We start from the raw sequence: 17,943 nt of genomic DNA, 5'->3' as shown, positions 1-17,943 counted from the left end.
CCCGGGGGCGGGGGTTCGGGTCGGACACGGTCCGTTGTCGTCCGTGCTGTTGTCGGGGCCCCGGTGGAGGAGCCGGTCGGCCCGTGTGGTGTGCTCCCCGGAGGATCTGCGCCACCACTCCGTTTATATGCTCATGATTAGTACTTTTGTTCCTCAGTGAGGAGAACACCGACCATGAGTTCCCCCGAACGGATCGTGGTGGTCGACGGCGCACGCACGCCGGTCGGCAGTTTCGGCGGCGTGTTCAAGGACGTGCCCGCCCACGAACTGGGCGCGACGGCCGCCCGGGCCGCGCTGAAGCGGGCCGGAGTGGACGGCTCCGACATCGACGAGGTCGTCATGGGCTGCATCGGCCAGGTCGGCCCCGACGCCTACAACGCCCGGCGGGTCGCCCTGGCCGCCGGTCTGCCGGAGAACACCCCCGCCTACACCGTCAACCGGCTGTGCGGCAGCGGGCTTCAGGCCGTCTGGTCGGCGGCGATGCAGATCCGCTGGGGTGCGGCCGACATCGTGCTGGCCGGCGGCGACGAGAACATGAGCCGGATGCCGTTCTACGACTTCGGCGCCCGCTCCGGGTACCGGCTCGGGGACCGCACTCTCGTCGACGGCACCGTGGCCATGCTCACCGACCCGTTCTCCAACATCCACATGGGGCGCACCGCTGAGGCGGTGGCGCGCAAGTACGGGGTCAGCCGCGCCGAGCAGGACGAGTTCGCCCTGGAGTCGCAGCGCCGGGCGGCCACCGAGGCCGCCCGGGCGGCCTTCGCGGAGGAGATCACCCCGGTGGAGACGGGGGGTCGCAGGCCGGTCGTGGTGGAGGTCGACGAGCACCCCCGGCCCGAGACGACCCTGGAAGGGCTGGCCGGGCTGCGTCCGGTCTTCGAGAAGGACGGGACGGTGACCGCGGGCAACGCGTCGGGGATCAACGACGGTGCGGCCGCGCTGGTTCTGGCCCGGGAGTCGGTGGTCGCCGAGCGCGGTCTGAAAGGGCTGGTGGTCCTGGAGGACGTCGCGACCGCGGCGATGGAGCCGAAGCTGATGGGGTACGCGCCGGTTCTGGCGCTGCGCAACCTGTTCGAGCGGACCGGGACCACGCCCGCCGACATCGACGTGGTCGAGTTGAACGAGGCGTTCGCGGCCCAGGCGGTCGCGGTGGTCCGGGATGCGGGGCTGGACCCGGAGAAGACCAACCCCTACGGCGGGGCGATCGCGCTGGGGCATCCGGTGGGGGCCACCGGTGCGATCCTGACCCTGCGGGTGGCGCGTGACCTGGTCCGTCGGGACTTGGAGCTCGGCGTGGTGACGATGTGCATCGGGGGCGGCCAGGCGTTGGCCGCGCTGTTGCGCAGGATCTGACGGCTGCGGGTCGGGTGGCCCCTCGGTCCGTGCTGGAGTGCGGGCCGGAGGGCTCTCCGGTGCGGCGGGCCGGTGACGGGCGGGTGCCGGAGCGGGTGCGTCCGGGGCGGGGGAGGCGCTGTGGATCGCCGGGCGGGCGGCTGTCGGTTGATTCCCTGGGCGGCATGATGGGGGCATGGAGATCTGGATCAATCCGGCCTGTTCCAAGTGCCGTTCGGCGCTGTCGCTGCTGGAGGCGGAGGGGGCGCGCTACACGGTCCGCCGCTACCTGGAGGACCCGCCGACGGCGGAGGAGTTGCGGGAGGTGCTGGACCGGCTCGGCTTGGAGCCGTGGGACATCACCCGGACGGGGGAGCGCAGGGCCCGGGAGCTGGGGGTGTCCGGGTGGCCGCGGGAGGCGGGGGAGCGGGAGCGGTGGATCGCGGCGCTGGTGGCCCATCCGGTGCTCATCCAGCGGCCGATCATCACCGCGCAGGACCGGGCCGTGGTGGGGCGCAGTGAGGAGGCGGTCCGGCAGATCCTGGACGGGCAGAACGGATAATTCGGTCGTCTGTGCGGGGTGGGTGTGGCTACGATGCGGCGGCACCGGACCGAGAGGAGTTCGTGGTGTCGACGAAGCTGCGCCACCGGTGGCAGGAGACCAGGGAGGCGTTCGAGCGGGGCTGGTACGAGGTGGAGGGCCGCCGGGTGGACCTGTCGGCTTGCCTGGAGCGGATGCGGGCGGGCACCCGGCTGTACCTGCCGGGGGAGCTCGACGGGTACCGGGGCGCGGCGGTGTACGACACGCGGGTGGAGGTGACCGGCGAGACCACGCTGGAGGCGCTGTCCCGGCTGGCGGGGGAGGCCGGGGACCAGGTGGCGGCGTTGAACTTCGCGTCGGCGCGCAATCCGGGGGGCGGGGTGGCCAACGGTGCGCAGGCCCAGGAGGAGAGTCTGGCGCGGTCCAGTGCCCTGTACGACAGTCTGGTGCGTTGTCCCGGCTACTACGGGCACCATCGTGAGCAGCGCAGCCTGCTCTACAGCGACCGTCTCATCTACTCGCCGGATGTTCCGGTCTACCGCCGGGACGACGGTTCCTGGCTGGTGGAGCCGGTGGTGGCGGCGTTTGTGACCTCGGCTGCGCCGAACCGGCGTATGACCGAGCGCAACCGTCCCCACGAGGCCGGGCTCATTGCCGGGACCCTGGTGCGCCGGTCCCGTGCGGTGTTGGCCGCGGCGGCGCGCCACGGTCATGCGCGGCTGGTGCTGGGGGCGTGGGGGTGCGGGGTCTTCGGCAACCGTCCCGGTGAGGTGGCCGAGGCGTTCGGGAGGCATCTTGCCGGTGAGTTCGCGGGGGTGTTTCGGCACGTGGTCTTTGCGGTGCTGGACCGTGAGGGGTCGACCAGGCGGGCGTTCGAGCCGTTGGCCCGGTGAGTCGGGGGTTTACAGGTCCACGCTCTGGCCGGGGTGCAGTCGGCGGATGTCGGCGCCGCGGCGTTGTGCTTCGCCGGCGAGGATGCGGTCGTAGACGGCCAGGCCGTCGGTGTTGAGCAGGCCGTCGTGGACGGGGTAGGCGCGGCGTACTCCTGGGCGGCGCAGGTAGGCGACGAGGTCGGCCGCGGTGGCCCACGGGGCCTGGAGGGCGGGCAGGACGGTGGGGGCGTCGGTGGTGGTCCAGGCGTCTCCGGGGTGGAAGACCTCGTTGTCGATGAGGAAGCCGACGTTGTCGGTGGGGGGTGTGTCCGGCAGGTTGTGCTGGTGGTGTTCTCCGGCGGCGGTGATGGTGAATCCGGCGGTGGTGAACGTGTCGCCGTTGCGGACCACGTGGAGGCGGTCGCCGAGGCCGGTGAGGTGGCGGGCTGCGCCGGGGCAGGTGTGGACGGTCAGGTCCGGGTCGGCGGCGGCCGCGTGCAGCCGGTCGGGGTCGAGGTGGTCGAAGTGTTCGTGGGTGATGAGGACGGCTTCGGCTCCGTGGAGTGCGTCGGGTTGCGGGGTCAGGCCGCCGGGGTCGATGACCAGGGTGCGGCCGTTCTTTTCCAGGCGGACGCAGGAGTGTCCCAGTTTGGTGAGTCGCATGGCGGTGGTTCTTTCGCGGGTCAGGGGCGGGGGTCGGCGGCTTGCAGGAGCTGGTGCACGTCGATCTTGCGCATGCCGAGCATGGCCTGGGTGGCTCGGGTGGCGCGGGCGGGGTCGGGGTCGTTGAGCAGTTCGGTGAGTTGGCGGGGGATGATCTGCCAGGACAGGCCGTAGCGGTCTTTCAGCCAGCCGCACTGCGACTCCTGGCCGCCGTCGGTGAGGCGGGTCCACAGGCGGTCGACTTCGTTCTGGTCGGCGCAGTCCACGTACAGGGAGGCGGCTTCGGTGGGGGGAACTCCGGGCCGCCGTTGAGGGCCATGAAGCGTTGTCCGTCGAGTTCGAAGACCACGAGCATGACCTGGCCGGCCCGGTCGGGGACGGCGTCGGTGTAGTGCTGCACCTCGACGATCCGGGAGTTGTCGAACAGGGAGGTGTAGAAGTGTGCGGCTTCTTCGGCCTGGGTGTCGAACCACAGGCAGGTGGTGATCTTCTGCATGGCGGTCTCCTGGTGGGCGGGTGCGGTGGTGGTTCTTGGGGGAGGGGTGACAGGAAACCGGTGGGCTGAAACGTGGTCGGGGGTGTTTTTTCCGTGGGGTGTGCCTGTTGGGGTCAGTGCAGGACGGTGAGGGCGGTTTCTCCTGGTCGGGGGCCTGCCTGGGCGGCGGGTGAGCCGTCGGGGGTCCAGATTCCGGAGCCTCCCGAGGTGTGCGGGTAGCTGCCGCTGGGTCCGGCTGCTGCGGCCAGGATCGTCCAGAGGCGGTGGCGTGCGGCGGTGGTGCGCATGAGTTGGTCGCGGCGGGCGGCTTCTTCGGCCCGGTACAGGGCGGAGACGACGTAGGCGTGTGTGCCCAGGGCTGCGGTGTCGTGGGCGTGCTGGGGGTTGGAGGCGTCGAAGCACACGGCCAGGCCGAGTCGCCAGCCGTCCAGGACCAGGACGTGCGGTGCGGGTCCTGGGGTGAAGCGGTCGTGTTCGGGGCCGTACAGCCACATCTTGCGGTAGGCGACTCGGGTTCCCTGTCCGGTGACGGCCAGCAGGGCGATGGACTCGCGGCCGTCGGCGTCGCGTACGGGGGCTCCGGCCAGTGCGGTGCTGCCTGTGGCCTGGCAGGCGCGGACCAGGGGGTCGAGTCGGGGGTCGGCGGGGTCGAGGGGTGGGGCGGTGAGGTTGTAGCCGGTGAGGGAGAGTTCGGGGAAGACGACCAGGCGTGCCCTGGTGCGTGTGACCGCGTCGGCGTGGGCGGCGGCGTTGGCGGCGACGTCGAGGTCGTGGCAGGGGGGTTGGGCGGCGGCGACGGTCAGGGGTGCGGGCACGGGTTGCTCCTGGTGGTGTGGTGGTGGCCGGTCGGGGCGGGGCTGGGGGTGGGGTTACCAGCGCATGCGGACTTCTTCGGCCCAGCCGAGCAGGCGGTCGATGCGGATGGTGGTGCCGTCGTCGGTGCGGACGGTTCCGCTGTAGTGGCCGAAGCACTGGCGGGTGTGGTTGCGCAGCAGGAGGGCGTTGGTGGTTTCGGCGCGTTCGTGGAAGGGGGTGAAGACCAGGTCGACCTGGTCGCTGTCGGGGGTGGTCAGGTGCCAGGGCTTGTGGTTGTCGGGGTGGTGCCAGCGTAGTTCGGTGCCGATCTTGGTGAGGCGGCCGTCGATGCACAGGGCGTTTTCGGTCATGCCGGTGCCCTGGGTCCAGGTGCCGCCGAGTTGCAGGCCGACGGTGTGGCCGTCGGTGCGGCCGCTGGCGGCGCCCCAGTGCCAGTGGGTGGAGTAGGGCCAGCGGCCTCGGCCGTGGTCGAGGACGGCCCAGGCGTCGGTGAAGTCGTAGCGGGTGTCGCCGAGGTGGACGGTGCCGTGGGCGGGGCGGGCGGTGTGTTTGGAGGTGTACTGGAAGCGGCGGTCGTCCCAGGGGACGACGACGTTGAGGGTTTCGTGGCCTTCGGGCAGGAGGGCGGTCAGGTCGCCGGTGAGGCGGCCGTGGGGGGTGGCGCAGTCGAAGCGCAGCCGGGTGGCTCCGGCGGTGGGGGTGATGGTGGCGGTGATCTTGCCGGTGGCGCGGGCTTGGCCGCCGTCCAGGTCGCGGGGCAGGGTGACGGTGCGGGCCAGCGGGGACAGCGCGGTGACGGAGGTGGCTGTGGGGTGTTGGCGGTGGGGGCCATAGTCGAGGAGGTAGACGCTGGTCAGGCCGAGGTAGTCGAGGCTGCTGAGGGTCAGGGCGACCAGGTGGGTGGGGGTGGTCAGGCACCAGTACTCCCAGCGTTTGGTGCGGGACCAGCCGCGCAGGTTGCAGCGGTGCAGGGGGGTGCGTGACCAGCCGACGGCCTCGGGGTTGAGGCGGCCGTCGGGGGTGCACAGGTCGACCGGTGCGGTGATCTCCTTTTCGTGTGTGGGCATGCGGGCGAGCCTATCGGTCGGCGGGGTGGTGGGGTGATCCTCGTCGCGGCGGTGGCCGTCTGGTCGGTCGGTTGGGGGGAGGGGTGCTGCTCGCAGGGGGTGCTCGCGGGGGGCGCGGCGGCTCACAGCCTCCGACCTGCGCTGACAGGACAACGAAACCTGGGTGTCATGGGCGGCTGACGGGGGTGAAACACGCCCGGGGTTGCCTTGGAGGCGATCACGGTCACCGGGACACACCGTGCGGGGACGCAGCGTCGCGACGCCCGGCCACGGCAATCGCGAGGAGAGAGCACGCGGCATGAGACAACTCGTCGTCATCGGCAACGGCATGGTGGGCCACCGGCTGGTCGAGGCGCTGTGTGAGCGCGACACCGGTCGGACCTGGGCCGTCACCGTGCTGGGGGAGGAGCCCAGGCCCGCCTACGACAGGGTCGCCCTGTCGTCCTACTTCGACGGCGCCACCGAGGCCGACCTGCGCCTGGCCGACCTGACCGGCGACGGGCGGGTGGTGCTGTGCCTGGGGGAGCGTGCCACCGCTGTGGACCGGCAGGCGCGCACCGTCACCACCTCCGGTGGGCGGCGTATCGGCTACGACACGCTGGTGCTGGCCACCGGGTCGGTGCCGTTCGTTCCGCCGGTGCCCGGCCGCGACCTGCCCGGCTGCCACGTCTACCGCACCATCGACGACCTGGAGGGCATCACCGCTGACGCCCGCTCGGCGCGCTGCGGCGTGGTGGTGGGCGGCGGCCTGCTCGGTCTGGAGGCGGCGCGCGCCCTGCAACTGCTGGGCCTGCGGGCGCACGTGGTGGAGAGGGCGCCGTGGCTGATGCCCCGCCAGGTCGACGAGGGCGGGGGTGCGCTGCTGGGGCGGCTGGTCGCCGAGACCGGTGTGGTCGTGCACACCGGGGCCGTGGTGGAGGCGGTCGAGGCGGGTGCGGACGGGCGGGTCGCCCGGGTGCGGTTGGGCGGGGGCGAGGTCGTCGACGCCGATCTGGTGGTGTTCTCGGTGGGGGTGCGGCCCCGTGACGAACTGGCGCGTGGCTGCGGGTTGGAGCTGGGGCCGCGCGGCGGGGTGGCCGTGGACGAGGCCTGTCGGACCAGTGACCCGTGCATCTATGCGGTGGGTGAGTGCGCGAGCGTCGGCGGTGAGGTCTACGGGCTGGTCGCTCCGGGCAACGCCATGGCCGAGGTGGTCGCCGACCGGCTGGTGGGTGGGCGGGCGGTGTTCGCCGGTGCGGACACCTCCACCAGGTTGAAGCTGCTGGGGGTGGACGTGGCCAGCTTCGGTGATGCTTTGGGGGGCGGGGAGGGCGTCGTGGACGTGGTGGTCAACGACGCTCCCGGTCGGCGGTATGCCAGGCTCGTGGTCTCCGACGACGCGCGCACCCTGTTGGGCGGCGTCCTGGTCGGGGACGTCTCCGCGTATGCGGCGTTGCGGCCTGTGGTGGGCCGGGAGCTGCCTGCCGACCCGTTGGCGCTGGTGTGGCCCGTGGAGGGGGCGGGTGCGGGGGCGGGCGTGCTGCCTGAGGACGCGCAGGTGTGCTCCTGCCATGCGGTGACCAAGGGTCGTGTCCTGCGGGCGGTCGCCGAGGAGGGGGCGCGTGATGTTGCCGCGCTCAAGAGCTGCACCAGGGCGGGGACCGGGTGCGGCAGTTGCGTGCCGATGCTCAAGAGGCTGCTGGACGAGGCGGGGGTGGCCCAGTCCAGGGCGTTGTGCGAGCACTTCGGCCAGTCGCGTGCGGAGCTGGTGCAGATCGTCATGGCGACCGGGATCGCCACGTTCTCGGAGCTGATCGGCCGCTACGGCACGGGGCGCGGCTGTGACGTGTGCAAGCCGGCGGTGGCGTCGATTCTGGCCTCGCTGCGGGGTGGGCACGTCCTGGAGGGCGAGCAGGCGGCGTTGCAGGACACCAACGACCACTTCCTGGCCAACCTCCAGCGCAACGGCACCTACTCGGTGGTGCCGCGCGTTCCCGGTGGGGAGATCACCCCGGACAAGCTCATCGTCTTGGGGGAGGTCGCCCGCGACTTCAACCTCTACACCAAGATCACCGGCGGGCAGCGCATCGACCTGCTGGGGGCGCGGGTGGAGCAGTTGCCGCAGATCTGGAAGCGGCTGGTGGACGCCGGGTTCGAGTCGGGGCACGCCTACGGCAAGGCGGTGCGCACGGTCAAGTCGTGTGTGGGGTCCACGTGGTGCCGCTACGGGGTGCAGGACTCGGTGGGGTTGGCCGTCGAGTTGGAGCTGCGCTACCGGGGGTTGCGGGCTCCGCACAAGGTCAAGGCGGGGGTGTCGGGGTGTGCGCGTGAGTGCGCCGAGGCGCGCAGCAAGGACGTCGGGGTGATCGCCACCGAGAAGGGCTGGAACCTGTATGTGGGCGGCAACGGGGGGTTTGCTCCACGGCACGCCCAGTTGCTGGCCTCCGATCTGGACCGCGAGACGCTGGTGCGCTACATCGACCGGTTCTTGATGTTCTACATCCGCACCGCTGACCGGTTGCAGCGTACGGCGGCGTGGATCGAGGAGATGGAGGGCGGTCTGGAGCACGTGCGTGCGGTGGTGGTGGAGGACTCGCTGGGGATCGCCGAGGAGTTGGAGGCGGCCGTGGCCCGGCATGTGGAGTCCTACACCGACGAGTGGCGGGGTGTGGTGGAGGATCCGGACAAGCTTGCCCGGTTCGTGTCGTTCGTCAACGCGCCGGGCACCCCTGATCCGACGATCCGGTTCGAGGTGGAGCGCGGCCAGCCCGTGCCTGCGGCTCCGGTGGATCTTGGTCTTCCCGTGGTCGGTGCCCGGGTGGAGAGGTGAGTGTGCGGTGGCGGCGGTTTCGGTTCGTGAGTACACGTGGGTGAGGGCCTGTTCCAGTGGTTTCCTCGTGCCTGACCGGGGGGTGGCGGTGCTGCTGCCCGGCGGGGCGCAGGCGGCGCTGTTTCGTACCGGTGACGGTGTGTTGTACGCGGTCGGCAACATCGACCCGTTCACCGGTGCGGCGGTGATGTCGCGGGGGATCACGGGGGATCGCGGGGGTGAGCCGACCGTGGCCTCGCCCATGCTCAAGCAGGTGTTCTCGCTGCGTACCGGGGTGTGTCTGGACGTGGAGGGGGTGCGGCTGCCGGTGTATGCGGTGCGGGAGCGCGGCGGCCGTGTCGAGGTCGCGGCGGAGGCCGTATGAGGGTCGTGGAGCAGCGGCGTGCCGGGGAGGGGGTGGGTTCGGTGTCCGCCGAGCAGCCCTTGGCGGGGTTCACGGTTGCGGTGACCGCGGCGCGGCGTGTGGAGGAGTTGACGGCGCTGCTGCGGCGTCGGGGGGCGCAGGTGGTGGCGGCTCCGGCGTTGCGGATCGTGCCGCTCAGTGACGACACGCGGTTGTCGCGGGTGTCGCGGGAGCTGGTGGCCGAGCCGGCCGATGTGGTGGTGGCCACCACGGGGATCGGGTTTCGCGGCTGGGTGGAGGCGTGTGAGACGTGGGGGCTGGCCGATGCGCTGCTGGGGTCGCTGCGGTCGGCGCGGGTGCTGGCGCGCGGTCCCAAGGCCAAGGGGGCGGTGCGTGCGGCGGGGCTGGTCGAGGAGTGGTCGCCGCCGTCGGAGTCGTCGGCCGAGGTGGTGGAGTACCTGGTGGAGCGTGGTGTGGCGGGGCTGCGGGTGGCTGTGCAGTTGCACGGTGAGCCGCAGCCGGATTTCTGTGCTGCGCTGCGGCGGGCGGGGGCGCAGGTGGTGGAGGTGCCCGTGTACCGGTGGACGGTGCCGGAGAACGTGGCGGTGTTGGACCGGTTGATCGAGACGGTGGCGGGGGGTGGTGTGGACGCGGTCACCTTCACCAGTGCTCCGGCGGCGGCCGGGTTGTTGGAGCGGGCGCGCGTGGTGGGTCAGGAGCAGCGCCTGGTGGCGGCGTTGCGGGCCGATACGGCGGCGGTGTGTGTGGGGCCGGTGTCGGCGGGGCCGTTGCGGCAGGCGGGGGTGCCTGTGGGCTGGCCGGCGCGGGCTCGGATCGGCGCGCTGGTCAAGTACCTGTGCGAGGTGTTGCCGCAGAGCCGTCCGGAGTTGTGTGTGGCGGGGCGCCGGTTGCGGATCCTGGGGCGGGCGGTGTGTGTGGACGGCCGGTTGCGGCCGGTGTCGCCTGCGCCGATGCGGGTGTTGCGGGAGTTGGCGCGCCGTCCGGGGCGGGTGGTGGACCGGGGTGGTCTGCTGCGGTGTCTGGGGGAGGACGCGGAGGGGCATGCGGTGGAGACGGCGGTGGCGCGGCTGCGGTCGGCGTTGGGGGATCCCCGGATCGTGCAGACCGTGGTCAAGCGCGGCTACCGGTTGGCCGTGGACCCTGGGGGGTGGCGGGGGTGATGGGTCCCACGCTGGTGGTGGCGGTGCACGGGACCCGTGACGTGCGGGGGACTGAGGTGGCGTATGCGCTGGTGGAGCGGGTGGCCGGGTGTGTGGGGGTGCCGGTGCGGGTGGCGTTCGCCGATGTGCGTGACCCGGATGTGGGTGCGGTGGCGGGTGCGGTGGCGGGGCCGGTCGTGGTGGTGCCGGCGTTCTTGTCCAGCGGTTACCACGTGCGGGTGGACATTCCCGCGCAGTTGGCGCGGGCGGGGCGGGCTGATGCGGTGGTGACGGAGGCGTTGGGGGCGGATCGGCGTCTGGTGGCGGGGGCGGCCTCGCGTCTGGTGGAGGCGGGGTGGCGCAGGGGGGACGCGGTGGTGCTGGCTGCTGCGGGGTCTTCCGATGCCGGGGCGTTGGCGGAGGTGGAGGGGGTGGCCGGTCGGCTGGGGCGGCTGCTGGGTGTGCCGGTGCGGGTGGCCTATGCGGCCACCGCGTCCCCGCGGGTGGGTGAGGTGGTGGCTGCGGCGCGTGCGGCCGGGCATGCGCGGGTGGCGGTGGCGTCGTGGCTGTTGGCTCCGGGGCTGTTTCACACCCGTGTGGTGGAGTCGGGTGCGGACGTGGTGGCCGCGCCGCTGGGGGCGGCGCGGGGTGTGGTGGAGGCGGTGGTGGAGCGGTACCGCCACGCGGTGTCCGCCTTTCTGGTCTGACCTTCCCTCGGGCGGGGGTTCAGGTCGGCGGGGTGGAGGGGCGGCGCGACAGCGCCACTCCTGCCAGGCACAGTGCTCCGCCCAGCAGTGCCAGCGGGTGCGGCACCTCGCCCAGGACCAGCCAGGACAGTGCCACCACCAGTACCGGTACCAGGTAGGTGGTGGCGCCCAGCCGTCCGGCGGGCATGCGTGCCAGTGCGAAGGCCCACGTGGTGAAGGCGACGGCGGTGGGGAACACGCCCAGGTAGACCATGTTCGCGGTGGCGCTTGCCGGGGCGTGGGCCACTTCCCGGGCCAGGGTCGGGGCGAAGGGCAGGCAGGTCAGTGCGCCCACCATGCAGCCGAACGCCGAGACCTGGAGGGCGGTGGCGTGGCGTAGTGCGGGTTTTTGGCTGACCACGCCCAGGGCGTAGGTTGCGGCGGCGGCCAGGCACAGCAGTACGCCGGCCACGGAGGCGGTGTCGGTGTCGGCGGTGGCCAGGCCCACGGTCAGTGCGCCGGTGAAGGCCACGGCCGTGCCCCACAGCAGGGGGCGGGGCAGTCCTTCGCCCAGCAGGCGGGCGCTGAGCAGGGTGATCAGCACGGGGCCCAGGCTGACCACCATGGCGGCGGTGCCCGCGTCCACCAGTTGTTCGCCCCAGTTGAGGGTCACCATGTACACGCCGAACCACAGCACGCCCGAGCAGGCGATGCCCGGCCAGGCGGCGCGCGGCGGCCAGCCGGTGCGGGTGGCCGCCAGCATGAGGGCCAGGGTCGCCGAGCCCGACAGCAGGCGGCCCAGGGCCAGGGCTCCGGGGGAGTAGGAGGCTGCGGCGTCGCGGATGGAGACGAAGGCCGAGGCCCACAGCAGGGTGGTGGTGCCGGCGGCGGCCAGGGCGGGCCAGGTGCGGCCGCGGGTCGGGGAGGTCATGCCCGCCTACCTTAGGAGGTCCGGGGTGGGGGGATGCGGCCGGGGCGGGTGTGGGGTGGTGGTGTTGGGGGGTGACCCTGGGGGTATGAGCGGTCGGTCGCGGATGCGGGGTTTGCGGGCTGAGCCGGTGCGTGCGCAGCGGCTGCGTCTTGATCCGCTGCGGGTCGAGGACGCCGCCGAGCTGGCCGGGGCGCTGGCCGATCCGAAGCTGTGGCGGTTCGTGGGGGGTGCTGCGCCTGACGAGGCGGGGTGGCGGGAGCGCTGTGCCGCGCTGTTGGAGGGGTCTGATGAGCCGGGGGTGTCCTGGTGCACCTGGACGGTGCGGGAGGTTGTCGGCGGGCGGGCGGTGGGCATGGTGCAGGCCGTGGTGGGTCCGGACGTGGGCGGGTTGCGGGCCGTGGTCTCGTGGATGGTGGGTACGGCCTGGCAGCGGCGCGGGTATGCCGTGGAGGCGGCGCGTGCCCTGGTGGGGTGGCTGCGCGGGCGGGGGGTGCGGGCCGTCAGTGCGCACATCGATGCGCGCAACACGGCCTCGGCTGCGGTGGCCCGCTCGTTGGGGCTGGTGCGCAGTGGTGGCGACCACTACGGCGAGGAGGTGTGGACCGGCCGTCTGTGAGGAGGGTCGGCGGTCTGGTGCGGGGGTTGCGGACACCTTTCCCCCGGGTGTCCGAAATTCGCTCCGCGCGGCCCGGGCCCGCAATGTGCCCTGTTTGACCTGGGGAAACGGTGGGGGTGTGTGTCCGAAACCCGTGTCGGGGGGTGCGGGTGCGGGGGCGGGGCGGGGGGTGTGTCCGAAAATTTCGGGTCGGGGGTTTGGCAGAATCGGCGGCATGTCGGCGCGGGAACTGACCGTCTTGGGCACTGCCGGCGCGGTGCCCACCAAGCGGCGCGGCCACAACGGGTACTTCCTGCGGTGGGATGCCCACGGCATCCTGTTCGACCCCGGGGAGGGCACCCAGCGGCAGATGCGGTACGCGGGCCTGTCGGCGCACGACATCACCCGCGTGTGCATCACCCACTTCCACGGCGACCACAGCCTGGGCCTGCCCGGTGTGGTGCAGCGCATCGCCCGTGACGGGGTGGGCCATCCGGTGCGGGTGGCCTATCCGGGGCAGGGGCAGGTGTACTGGGAGCGGCTGCGGTATGCCACCTGCTTCGTCGACACCGACGTCGTGGTGGCCCAGCCCTTGGCCGGGGAGCAGGCGGTGGTGGGCGGCGAGGAGGACCTGCGCATCCTTGCGCTGCCGCTGGAGCACTCGGTGCCCACCTACGGCTACCGGCTGGTCGAACCGGACCGGGTGCACGTGCTGGCCGACCGTCTGGAGGCGCGTGGGATCCGCGGTCCGGCGGTGGGCAGGCTCAAGGCCGAGGGTTTCCTGGTCGACCGGGACGGGGTGCGGGTGGAGCTGGCCGACTACAGCACGGTGCGGCGCGGCCAGGTGTTCGCGTTCGTCATGGACACCGGGGTGTGCGACAACGCGGTCCGTCTGGCCGCCGACGCCGACCTGCTGGTGATCGAGGCCACTTTTTTGGATTCCGAGGCTGGTCTGGCCGCCCGCTACCGGCACCTGACCGCGGGGCAGGCCGGGATGATCGCGGCGCGGGCGGGGGTGCGGCGCCTGGTGCTCACCCACATCTCCGAGCGCTACGGCAGCGGCGAGGAGGGGCGGTTCGTGGAGCAGGCCGCCGCGCACTTCGACGGCGACATCGTGCTGGCCCACGACCTGGTGCGGGTGGCGGTGCCGCCCCGCCGGTGATGCGGGCGGGGTGCTTGACCGGGCGAGGCGGGGCCGGGTAGACACGGGTGCGGGTCACGGCCTGGTGACGCCCCGTGGGGTGCGGCCGGGGTGCCGTCGGCGTGACGGCGGCGTGGCCCCGGTGCGCTGTTCGCCGCGCAGGGCGGCGGTGGGGGCGTGCCGTGTTCGTGCCGCCTCGTGTGAAGGAAGTCCGCTGTGGGTCGTCTCCCCCTCCGCTCGCGTGCTGCGGCCACTGCCACCGCGGCTGTGGCCGTGCTGACTGGCGCCGCCACGGCCGCGTTCGCGGTCCAGGGTCTGGACGGCGGCCCGGTGCAGCCCGCGGTGACCGTGGTGCCCGAGGCGCCGCCGCTGCCGCAGCCCTCGGCCGTGCCGTTGGGGCAGGAGGAGCGCGAGCAGGCCGTGCAGGGGATGCGGGAGGCCGTGGCCGCCGCCACGAGCACCACACAGGCCGAGGCGGCCCAGGCCGAGCAGACACCTGCGGCCCCCTCGGGGGAGGCGGCGGGGCAGAGCGGGCAGTGCGAGGCGTCGATGTACAGCGAGCCGCAGCCCACCGCCTCGGGGGAGGTGTTCGATCCGACGGCGTTGACCGCGGCGCACAAGACCCTGCCGTTCAACACCATGGTCGAGGTCACCAACGTCGCCAACGGGCGCAGTGTGACCGTGCGCATCAACGACCGCGGCCCCTATGTGGAGGGGCGCTGCCTGGACCTGAGCACCGCGGCGTTCTCCGCGATCGCCTCGCCCAGCCAGGGCGTGGTGCAGGTGGCCTGGCGGGTCGTGGGCTGACCCGTTTCGGCTGGCCCGTTTGGGGTTCGGTGCTGTTGTCCTGCCGGTTCTCGGGGCGGGTAAAGACCGTTTGGAAAAGCGTGTAACGGTTGCGGCTTCTGGTAGACGCACCCACGGCACGGCGCAGCCGGTGCCTGTGCCCGCAGTCCGTCGATACAGGAGAGGTGATCGCGATGGCGCTTCCCGTGACCCGCCGGGAACGGCTGATTCCCGCCCAGTGGGGTGCGTTCCCCGAGTTCGAGGAGCTCTACGACCGGATGGGGAGGCTGCTGGAGACGGCGTTCGGCGAACCGGCGGCCGCCTCGTCGCTGTGGACGCCCCTGGCTGACGTGTCGGAGGACGACGACTCCTTCATCGTGGAGGCCGAGGTGCCCGGCATGACCAAGGACGCCATCGACATCCAGGTCAGCGGCAACGAGCTGATCATCTCCGGGCATGCCGAGCAGGAGGAGAAGGAGGGGGTGCGCGCCCACCGCAGGACGCGCCGCTACGGCCGGTTCGAGTACCGCACCCGGCTGCCCGGCGAGATCAACGCCGAGGGGGTGCAGGCCCGGCTCGACAAGGGCGTGCTCACCGTGATCGCTCCCAAGAGCACCAAGGCCAAACCCCGCCACGTCGCCATCGAGAGCTGAACCGGTGGTGGCGCCCGGGAGCGGGCGCCACTCCGCCGTGGCCGCCGCCCGGTGACGGCGGTCCGTGGCAGAATGCCCCGCGAGTCCGTCGAATTCGCGGGAGTGGCCGGTGTTCCGTACCGCAGCGGGGTGGGTGTTTTCCCCCACCGATCTGGTGGACGCGATGGAGTGCCCGCACCGCAGCGCCCTCAAGCACGCCCTGGCCGCCGGCGTGCCCAACGCGCCCGAACCCGAGGAGCCGGACCCTTTGGCGGCGCGCGGCGGCCAGGCCCACGAGCAGGCCGAGCTGCACCGGCTCAAGAGCCTGTTCGGCGACGGTGTGGTCACCGTCGGCAGCCCCCGCCCCACCCACGCCGACCTGGCCGCGGCCGCCGAGGCCACCCGCGCGGCCATGCACGCCGCAGTCCCCGTCATCTACCAGGGCGTCTTCTACGAGCCCGTGTACCCGGGCGTGGCCTTCCACGGCCGCGCCGACTTCCTCATCAGCACCGGTGTGGACCCGGCCACCGGGCACAGCCGCGACAGCGGCGGCAAACCCCGCTACGAGCCGTGGGACGCCAAACTCGCCCACCACGTGCGCCCCGGGGCGGTGCTGCAGTTGGCCGCCTACGCCGAGGCGCTGGGCCGCACCGGGCTGGGCGAGCCGGAGTCGATGCACCTGCTCACCGGGGACGGCCGCGTCCACAGCCTGCGTGTGGCCGAGTACCTGCCGCTGGTGCCGCAGGTGCGCCGCCGGCTGCTGGAGCGGCTGGCCGCCCGGGCGGGCCTGCCCGAGCCGCTGTGGGGCGAGCCGTGCGCGGCCTGCGACCGGTGCGGGTATGCGCAGTGGTGCGCCCAGGGGCGTGAGCGGGACCGGCACCTGAGCCTGGTCGCGGGCATCCGCGGCGACCAGGTCGCCAAACTCCGTGATGCCGGCATCACCACCATCGACGCGCTGGCGCGGGCAGGCGAGGAGGACCGGCCCGCCCTGCTGCCCCGCCACTCCTTTGCGCGGCTGCGTGAACAGGCCGCCTTGCAGGTCCGCCAGGACGCCACCCGCACCCCCGACAACCCCACCGGCACCGTGGTGGCCGACGTCTACGCCGACGACGGGCTGGCGATGCTGCCCGAGCCCTCCCCCGGTGACGTGTTCGTCGACATGGAGGGCTACCCCTACCACGAAGGACGCGGCCTGGAGTACCTGTTCGGCGCGTTCACCTGCGACGACGGACAGTTCCACGCGTTTTGGGCGCACGACCGCGCCCAGGAGAAGCGTGCTTTCGAGGACTTCGTGGACTTCGTGTGCGCGCGTGTCGACGCCGACGACGGCGCGCACGTCTACCACTACGCCTCCTATGAGGCCGACCGGCTCAAGACGCTGGCGGCGGCCTTCGGCACCCGCGAGGCCCAGGTCGACGCGCTGCTGCGGCAGCGCCGCCTGGTCGACCTGTACACGGTGGTGAAGAAGAGCCTGCGGGTGTCGCAGCGGTCCTACTCCATCAAGTACCTGGAGCCGCTCTACCTGGAGCAGGGCCGCTCGGGGGCGGTGGTGACGGCGTCCTCCAGCATCGACGCCTACGCCGCCCACCTCGGCGCCCGCCGGGCCGGCGACACCGCTGAGGCCGAGCGGATCCTCGCCGACATCGCCGCCTACAACCGCGACGACTGCGTGTCCACGGCGCGGCTGCGCGACTGGCTGGAGCGACTGCGCGTCGAGCACGGTGTCACGGCCCGTCCCGCGGCCGCGGCCGCCGAGGAGGGCGACGCCGAGCGCGCAGCGGCCGCGCGCCGCCGTGCCGAGGCCGAGGAGCGCATGCGCGAGCTGACCGGGCCGCTGCTGGCCGGTGTCGCGGCCGAGGCCGAGCGGCGCGACCCCGACCAGCAGGCCCGGGCGCTGCTGGCGGCCCTGGTCGGCTACTACCGGCGTGAGGAGGCGCCGCAGTGGTGGGACTTCTTCCGCCACCTGGCCGCGCCGGTGGAGGAGTTGGAGGCCGACACCGACTGCCTGGTGCCGCTGAGGGTGGACGCCGGGGAGTGGGTGCCGCCGCAGGGGCGGCGCCGCACGTCGGTGCGGCGCCTGGAGTTGGCGGCCGATGCGTCGCGCCCGCACCCCTTCAGCGCGGGCGAGCAGGTGCGGCTGCTGTATCCGGGGCCTGCCGGGCAGGCCGCCGAGGCGGTGTCGGCCACGGTGGAGGAGGCCACGGCCCACCGGCTGACCGTGGTGGAGCGGTGCGAGGCGGGCGAAGAACAGGACCGGCGGCCCGTGGCGGTGCTGCCCGGCGCGCCGGTGCGGGCCGCCCCCAAGGACGAGGCGTTGTGGGAGCTGGTCGAGCGCACCGTGGCGGCGCTGCCCGAGCGCGTGTGCTCGGCCGGGCTGGACGTGCTGCGCCGCGTCCCGCCCCGCCTGCGCGGCCGCGCCCGCCTGCCTGATCCGCGTGACTTCGGCGGTGACGTGGTGGCCGCGGTGGTGGCCGCCGTGGACGCGCTCGACGGCTCCTACCTTGCCGTGCAGGGGCCGCCGGGGGCGGGCAAGACCTATCTGGCGGCGCGGCTGATCACCCACCTGGTCGCCTCCGGCAAGAGCGTGGGGGTCTGCTCCACCAGCCACAAGGCCGTGGAGAACGTCATGGCTGCGGCCGTGCGCGCCGCCGGGGAGGCCGGCGTGGCGCTGCCGTGCGCCAAACGCCCCGCCGAGCGGCCCGACCCGAAAGCCCCCTGGCAGCAGCCCCGGCAGGTCCGTGACCTGGTGCGCTGGTGTGGTGAGCAGGACGGCGGGTTCCTGGTGGGCGGTACTGCGTGGAACTTCGCCAACCCCGGGATGCGTTCGGCCCTGGACGTGCTCGTCATCGACGAGGCGGGCCAGTTCGCGCTGGCCGACACCCTGGCGGTGTCCACCGCCGCCCGCGACCTGGTGCTGTTGGGCGACCCCCAGCAGTTGCCGCAGGTGGTGCAGGGCACCCATGGGGAGGGCGCGGACCGCTCGGCGCTGGAGCACCTGGTCGGACAGAGCGAGATCATCGACTCCTGCCGCGGCTACTTCCTCGACCAGACCCGCCGCATGCACCCGCGG

Annotated in this window: 16 protein-coding genes and 1 pseudogene; 12 read left to right on the top strand and 5 right to left on the bottom strand. The window is 72.8% G+C overall.

Annotation, left to right across the window (positions count from 1 at the left end):
* Positions 1-174: 174 nt before the first annotated feature.
* The 3 genes from AC529_RS09495 (at position 175) to AC529_RS09485 (ending at position 2,769) form a co-directional block, all read left to right on the top strand.
* On the top strand, positions 175-1,356 hold the full coding sequence (locus tag AC529_RS09495) for a thiolase family protein (RefSeq protein ID WP_068755655.1): 1,182 nt from the start codon (positions 175-177) through the stop codon (positions 1,354-1,356).
* 175 nt (positions 1,357-1,531) lie between these two features.
* Positions 1,532-1,897, top strand: a complete 366-nt coding sequence (locus tag AC529_RS09490; RefSeq protein ID WP_068755653.1) for an arsenate reductase family protein — start codon at positions 1,532-1,534, stop codon at positions 1,895-1,897.
* 65 nt (positions 1,898-1,962) lie between these two features.
* The gene (locus AC529_RS09485; RefSeq protein WP_068755651.1) at positions 1,963-2,769 is read left to right on the top strand and encodes a TIGR02452 family protein; all 807 of its coding nucleotides are present in this window, start codon (positions 1,963-1,965) and stop codon (positions 2,767-2,769) included.
* Positions 2,770-2,778: 9 nt separating this feature from the next.
* On the opposite strand, the gene AC529_RS09480 is transcribed toward AC529_RS09485, so the two are convergent.
* From AC529_RS09480 to AC529_RS09465, 4 genes and pseudogenes are all read right to left on the bottom strand, one after another.
* Positions 2,779-3,411, bottom strand: a complete 633-nt coding sequence (locus AC529_RS09480; RefSeq protein WP_068755650.1) for an MBL fold metallo-hydrolase — start codon at positions 3,409-3,411, stop codon at positions 2,779-2,781.
* A gap of 20 nt (positions 3,412-3,431) precedes the next feature.
* A pseudogene (locus tag AC529_RS09475) lies at positions 3,432-3,907 on the bottom strand (VOC family protein).
* A gap of 113 nt (positions 3,908-4,020) precedes the next feature.
* Positions 4,021-4,722, bottom strand: a complete 702-nt coding sequence (locus AC529_RS09470; protein WP_068755649.1) for a carbon-nitrogen hydrolase family protein — start codon at positions 4,720-4,722, stop codon at positions 4,021-4,023.
* A gap of 54 nt (positions 4,723-4,776) precedes the next feature.
* Entirely contained in the window at positions 4,777-5,790 is a 1,014-nt protein-coding gene (locus AC529_RS09465; RefSeq protein WP_068755647.1) for a DUF2804 domain-containing protein, read from the bottom strand.
* Between the two features lie 298 nt (positions 5,791-6,088).
* Between AC529_RS09465 and nirB the strand changes: the two genes are divergently transcribed.
* From nirB to AC529_RS09445, 4 genes are read left to right on the top strand one after another with little or no spacing between them, the layout of a single operon-like run.
* A complete protein-coding gene (nirB, locus tag AC529_RS09460; protein WP_068755645.1) occupies positions 6,089-8,599 on the top strand; it encodes a nitrite reductase large subunit NirB in 2,511 nt (836 codons plus the stop codon).
* 7 nt (positions 8,600-8,606) lie between these two features.
* Positions 8,607-8,963, top strand: coding sequence for a nitrite reductase small subunit NirD (gene nirD / locus AC529_RS09455; protein ID WP_198156361.1), 357 nt, complete (start codon positions 8,607-8,609; stop codon positions 8,961-8,963).
* Entirely contained in the window at positions 8,960-10,123 is a 1,164-nt protein-coding gene (locus AC529_RS09450; protein ID WP_068755640.1) for a uroporphyrinogen-III synthase, read from the top strand. The genes nirD and AC529_RS09450 overlap by 4 nt, the downstream gene beginning before the upstream one ends.
* A complete protein-coding gene (locus AC529_RS09445; protein ID WP_068755984.1) occupies positions 10,123-10,809 on the top strand; it encodes a sirohydrochlorin chelatase in 687 nt (228 codons plus the stop codon). The genes AC529_RS09450 and AC529_RS09445 overlap by 1 nt, the downstream gene beginning before the upstream one ends.
* Positions 10,810-10,828: 19 nt before the next feature.
* Here the strand turns inward: AC529_RS09445 and AC529_RS09440 are convergent, their stop codons facing one another.
* A complete protein-coding gene (locus AC529_RS09440) occupies positions 10,829-11,719 on the bottom strand; it encodes a DMT family transporter (protein ID WP_068755639.1) in 891 nt (296 codons plus the stop codon).
* A gap of 127 nt (positions 11,720-11,846) precedes the next feature.
* Between AC529_RS09440 and AC529_RS09435 the strand changes: the two genes are divergently transcribed.
* The 5 genes from AC529_RS09435 to AC529_RS09415 form a co-directional block, all read left to right on the top strand.
* Positions 11,847-12,335, top strand: a complete 489-nt coding sequence (locus tag AC529_RS09435) for a GNAT family N-acetyltransferase (protein ID WP_232306659.1) — start codon at positions 11,847-11,849, stop codon at positions 12,333-12,335.
* Positions 12,336-12,549: 214 nt separating this feature from the next.
* Positions 12,550-13,476 (top strand): ribonuclease Z, encoded by a 927-nt coding sequence (locus tag AC529_RS09430; protein WP_068755638.1) that lies wholly within the window; start codon positions 12,550-12,552, stop codon positions 13,474-13,476.
* A 246-nt stretch (positions 13,477-13,722) separates the two neighbouring features.
* Positions 13,723-14,262, top strand: coding sequence for a septal ring lytic transglycosylase RlpA family protein (locus tag AC529_RS19600; RefSeq protein WP_232306658.1), 540 nt, complete (start codon positions 13,723-13,725; stop codon positions 14,260-14,262).
* A 173-nt stretch (positions 14,263-14,435) separates the two neighbouring features.
* The gene (locus AC529_RS09420; RefSeq protein WP_068755980.1) at positions 14,436-14,894 is read left to right on the top strand and encodes an Hsp20/alpha crystallin family protein; all 459 of its coding nucleotides are present in this window, start codon (positions 14,436-14,438) and stop codon (positions 14,892-14,894) included.
* 109 nt (positions 14,895-15,003) lie between these two features.
* The coding region (locus AC529_RS09415) for a TM0106 family RecB-like putative nuclease (protein WP_083948059.1) at positions 15,004-17,943 on the top strand (2,940 nt) is incomplete at its 3' end.

This window comes from Thermobifida cellulosilytica TB100 (assembly GCF_001517975.1).
Classification (GTDB): domain Bacteria; phylum Actinomycetota; class Actinomycetes; order Streptosporangiales; family Streptosporangiaceae; genus Thermobifida; species Thermobifida cellulosilytica.
Note: the sequence above shows the minus strand (reverse complement) of the source record. Positions and strands in the feature narration are given on the sequence as shown.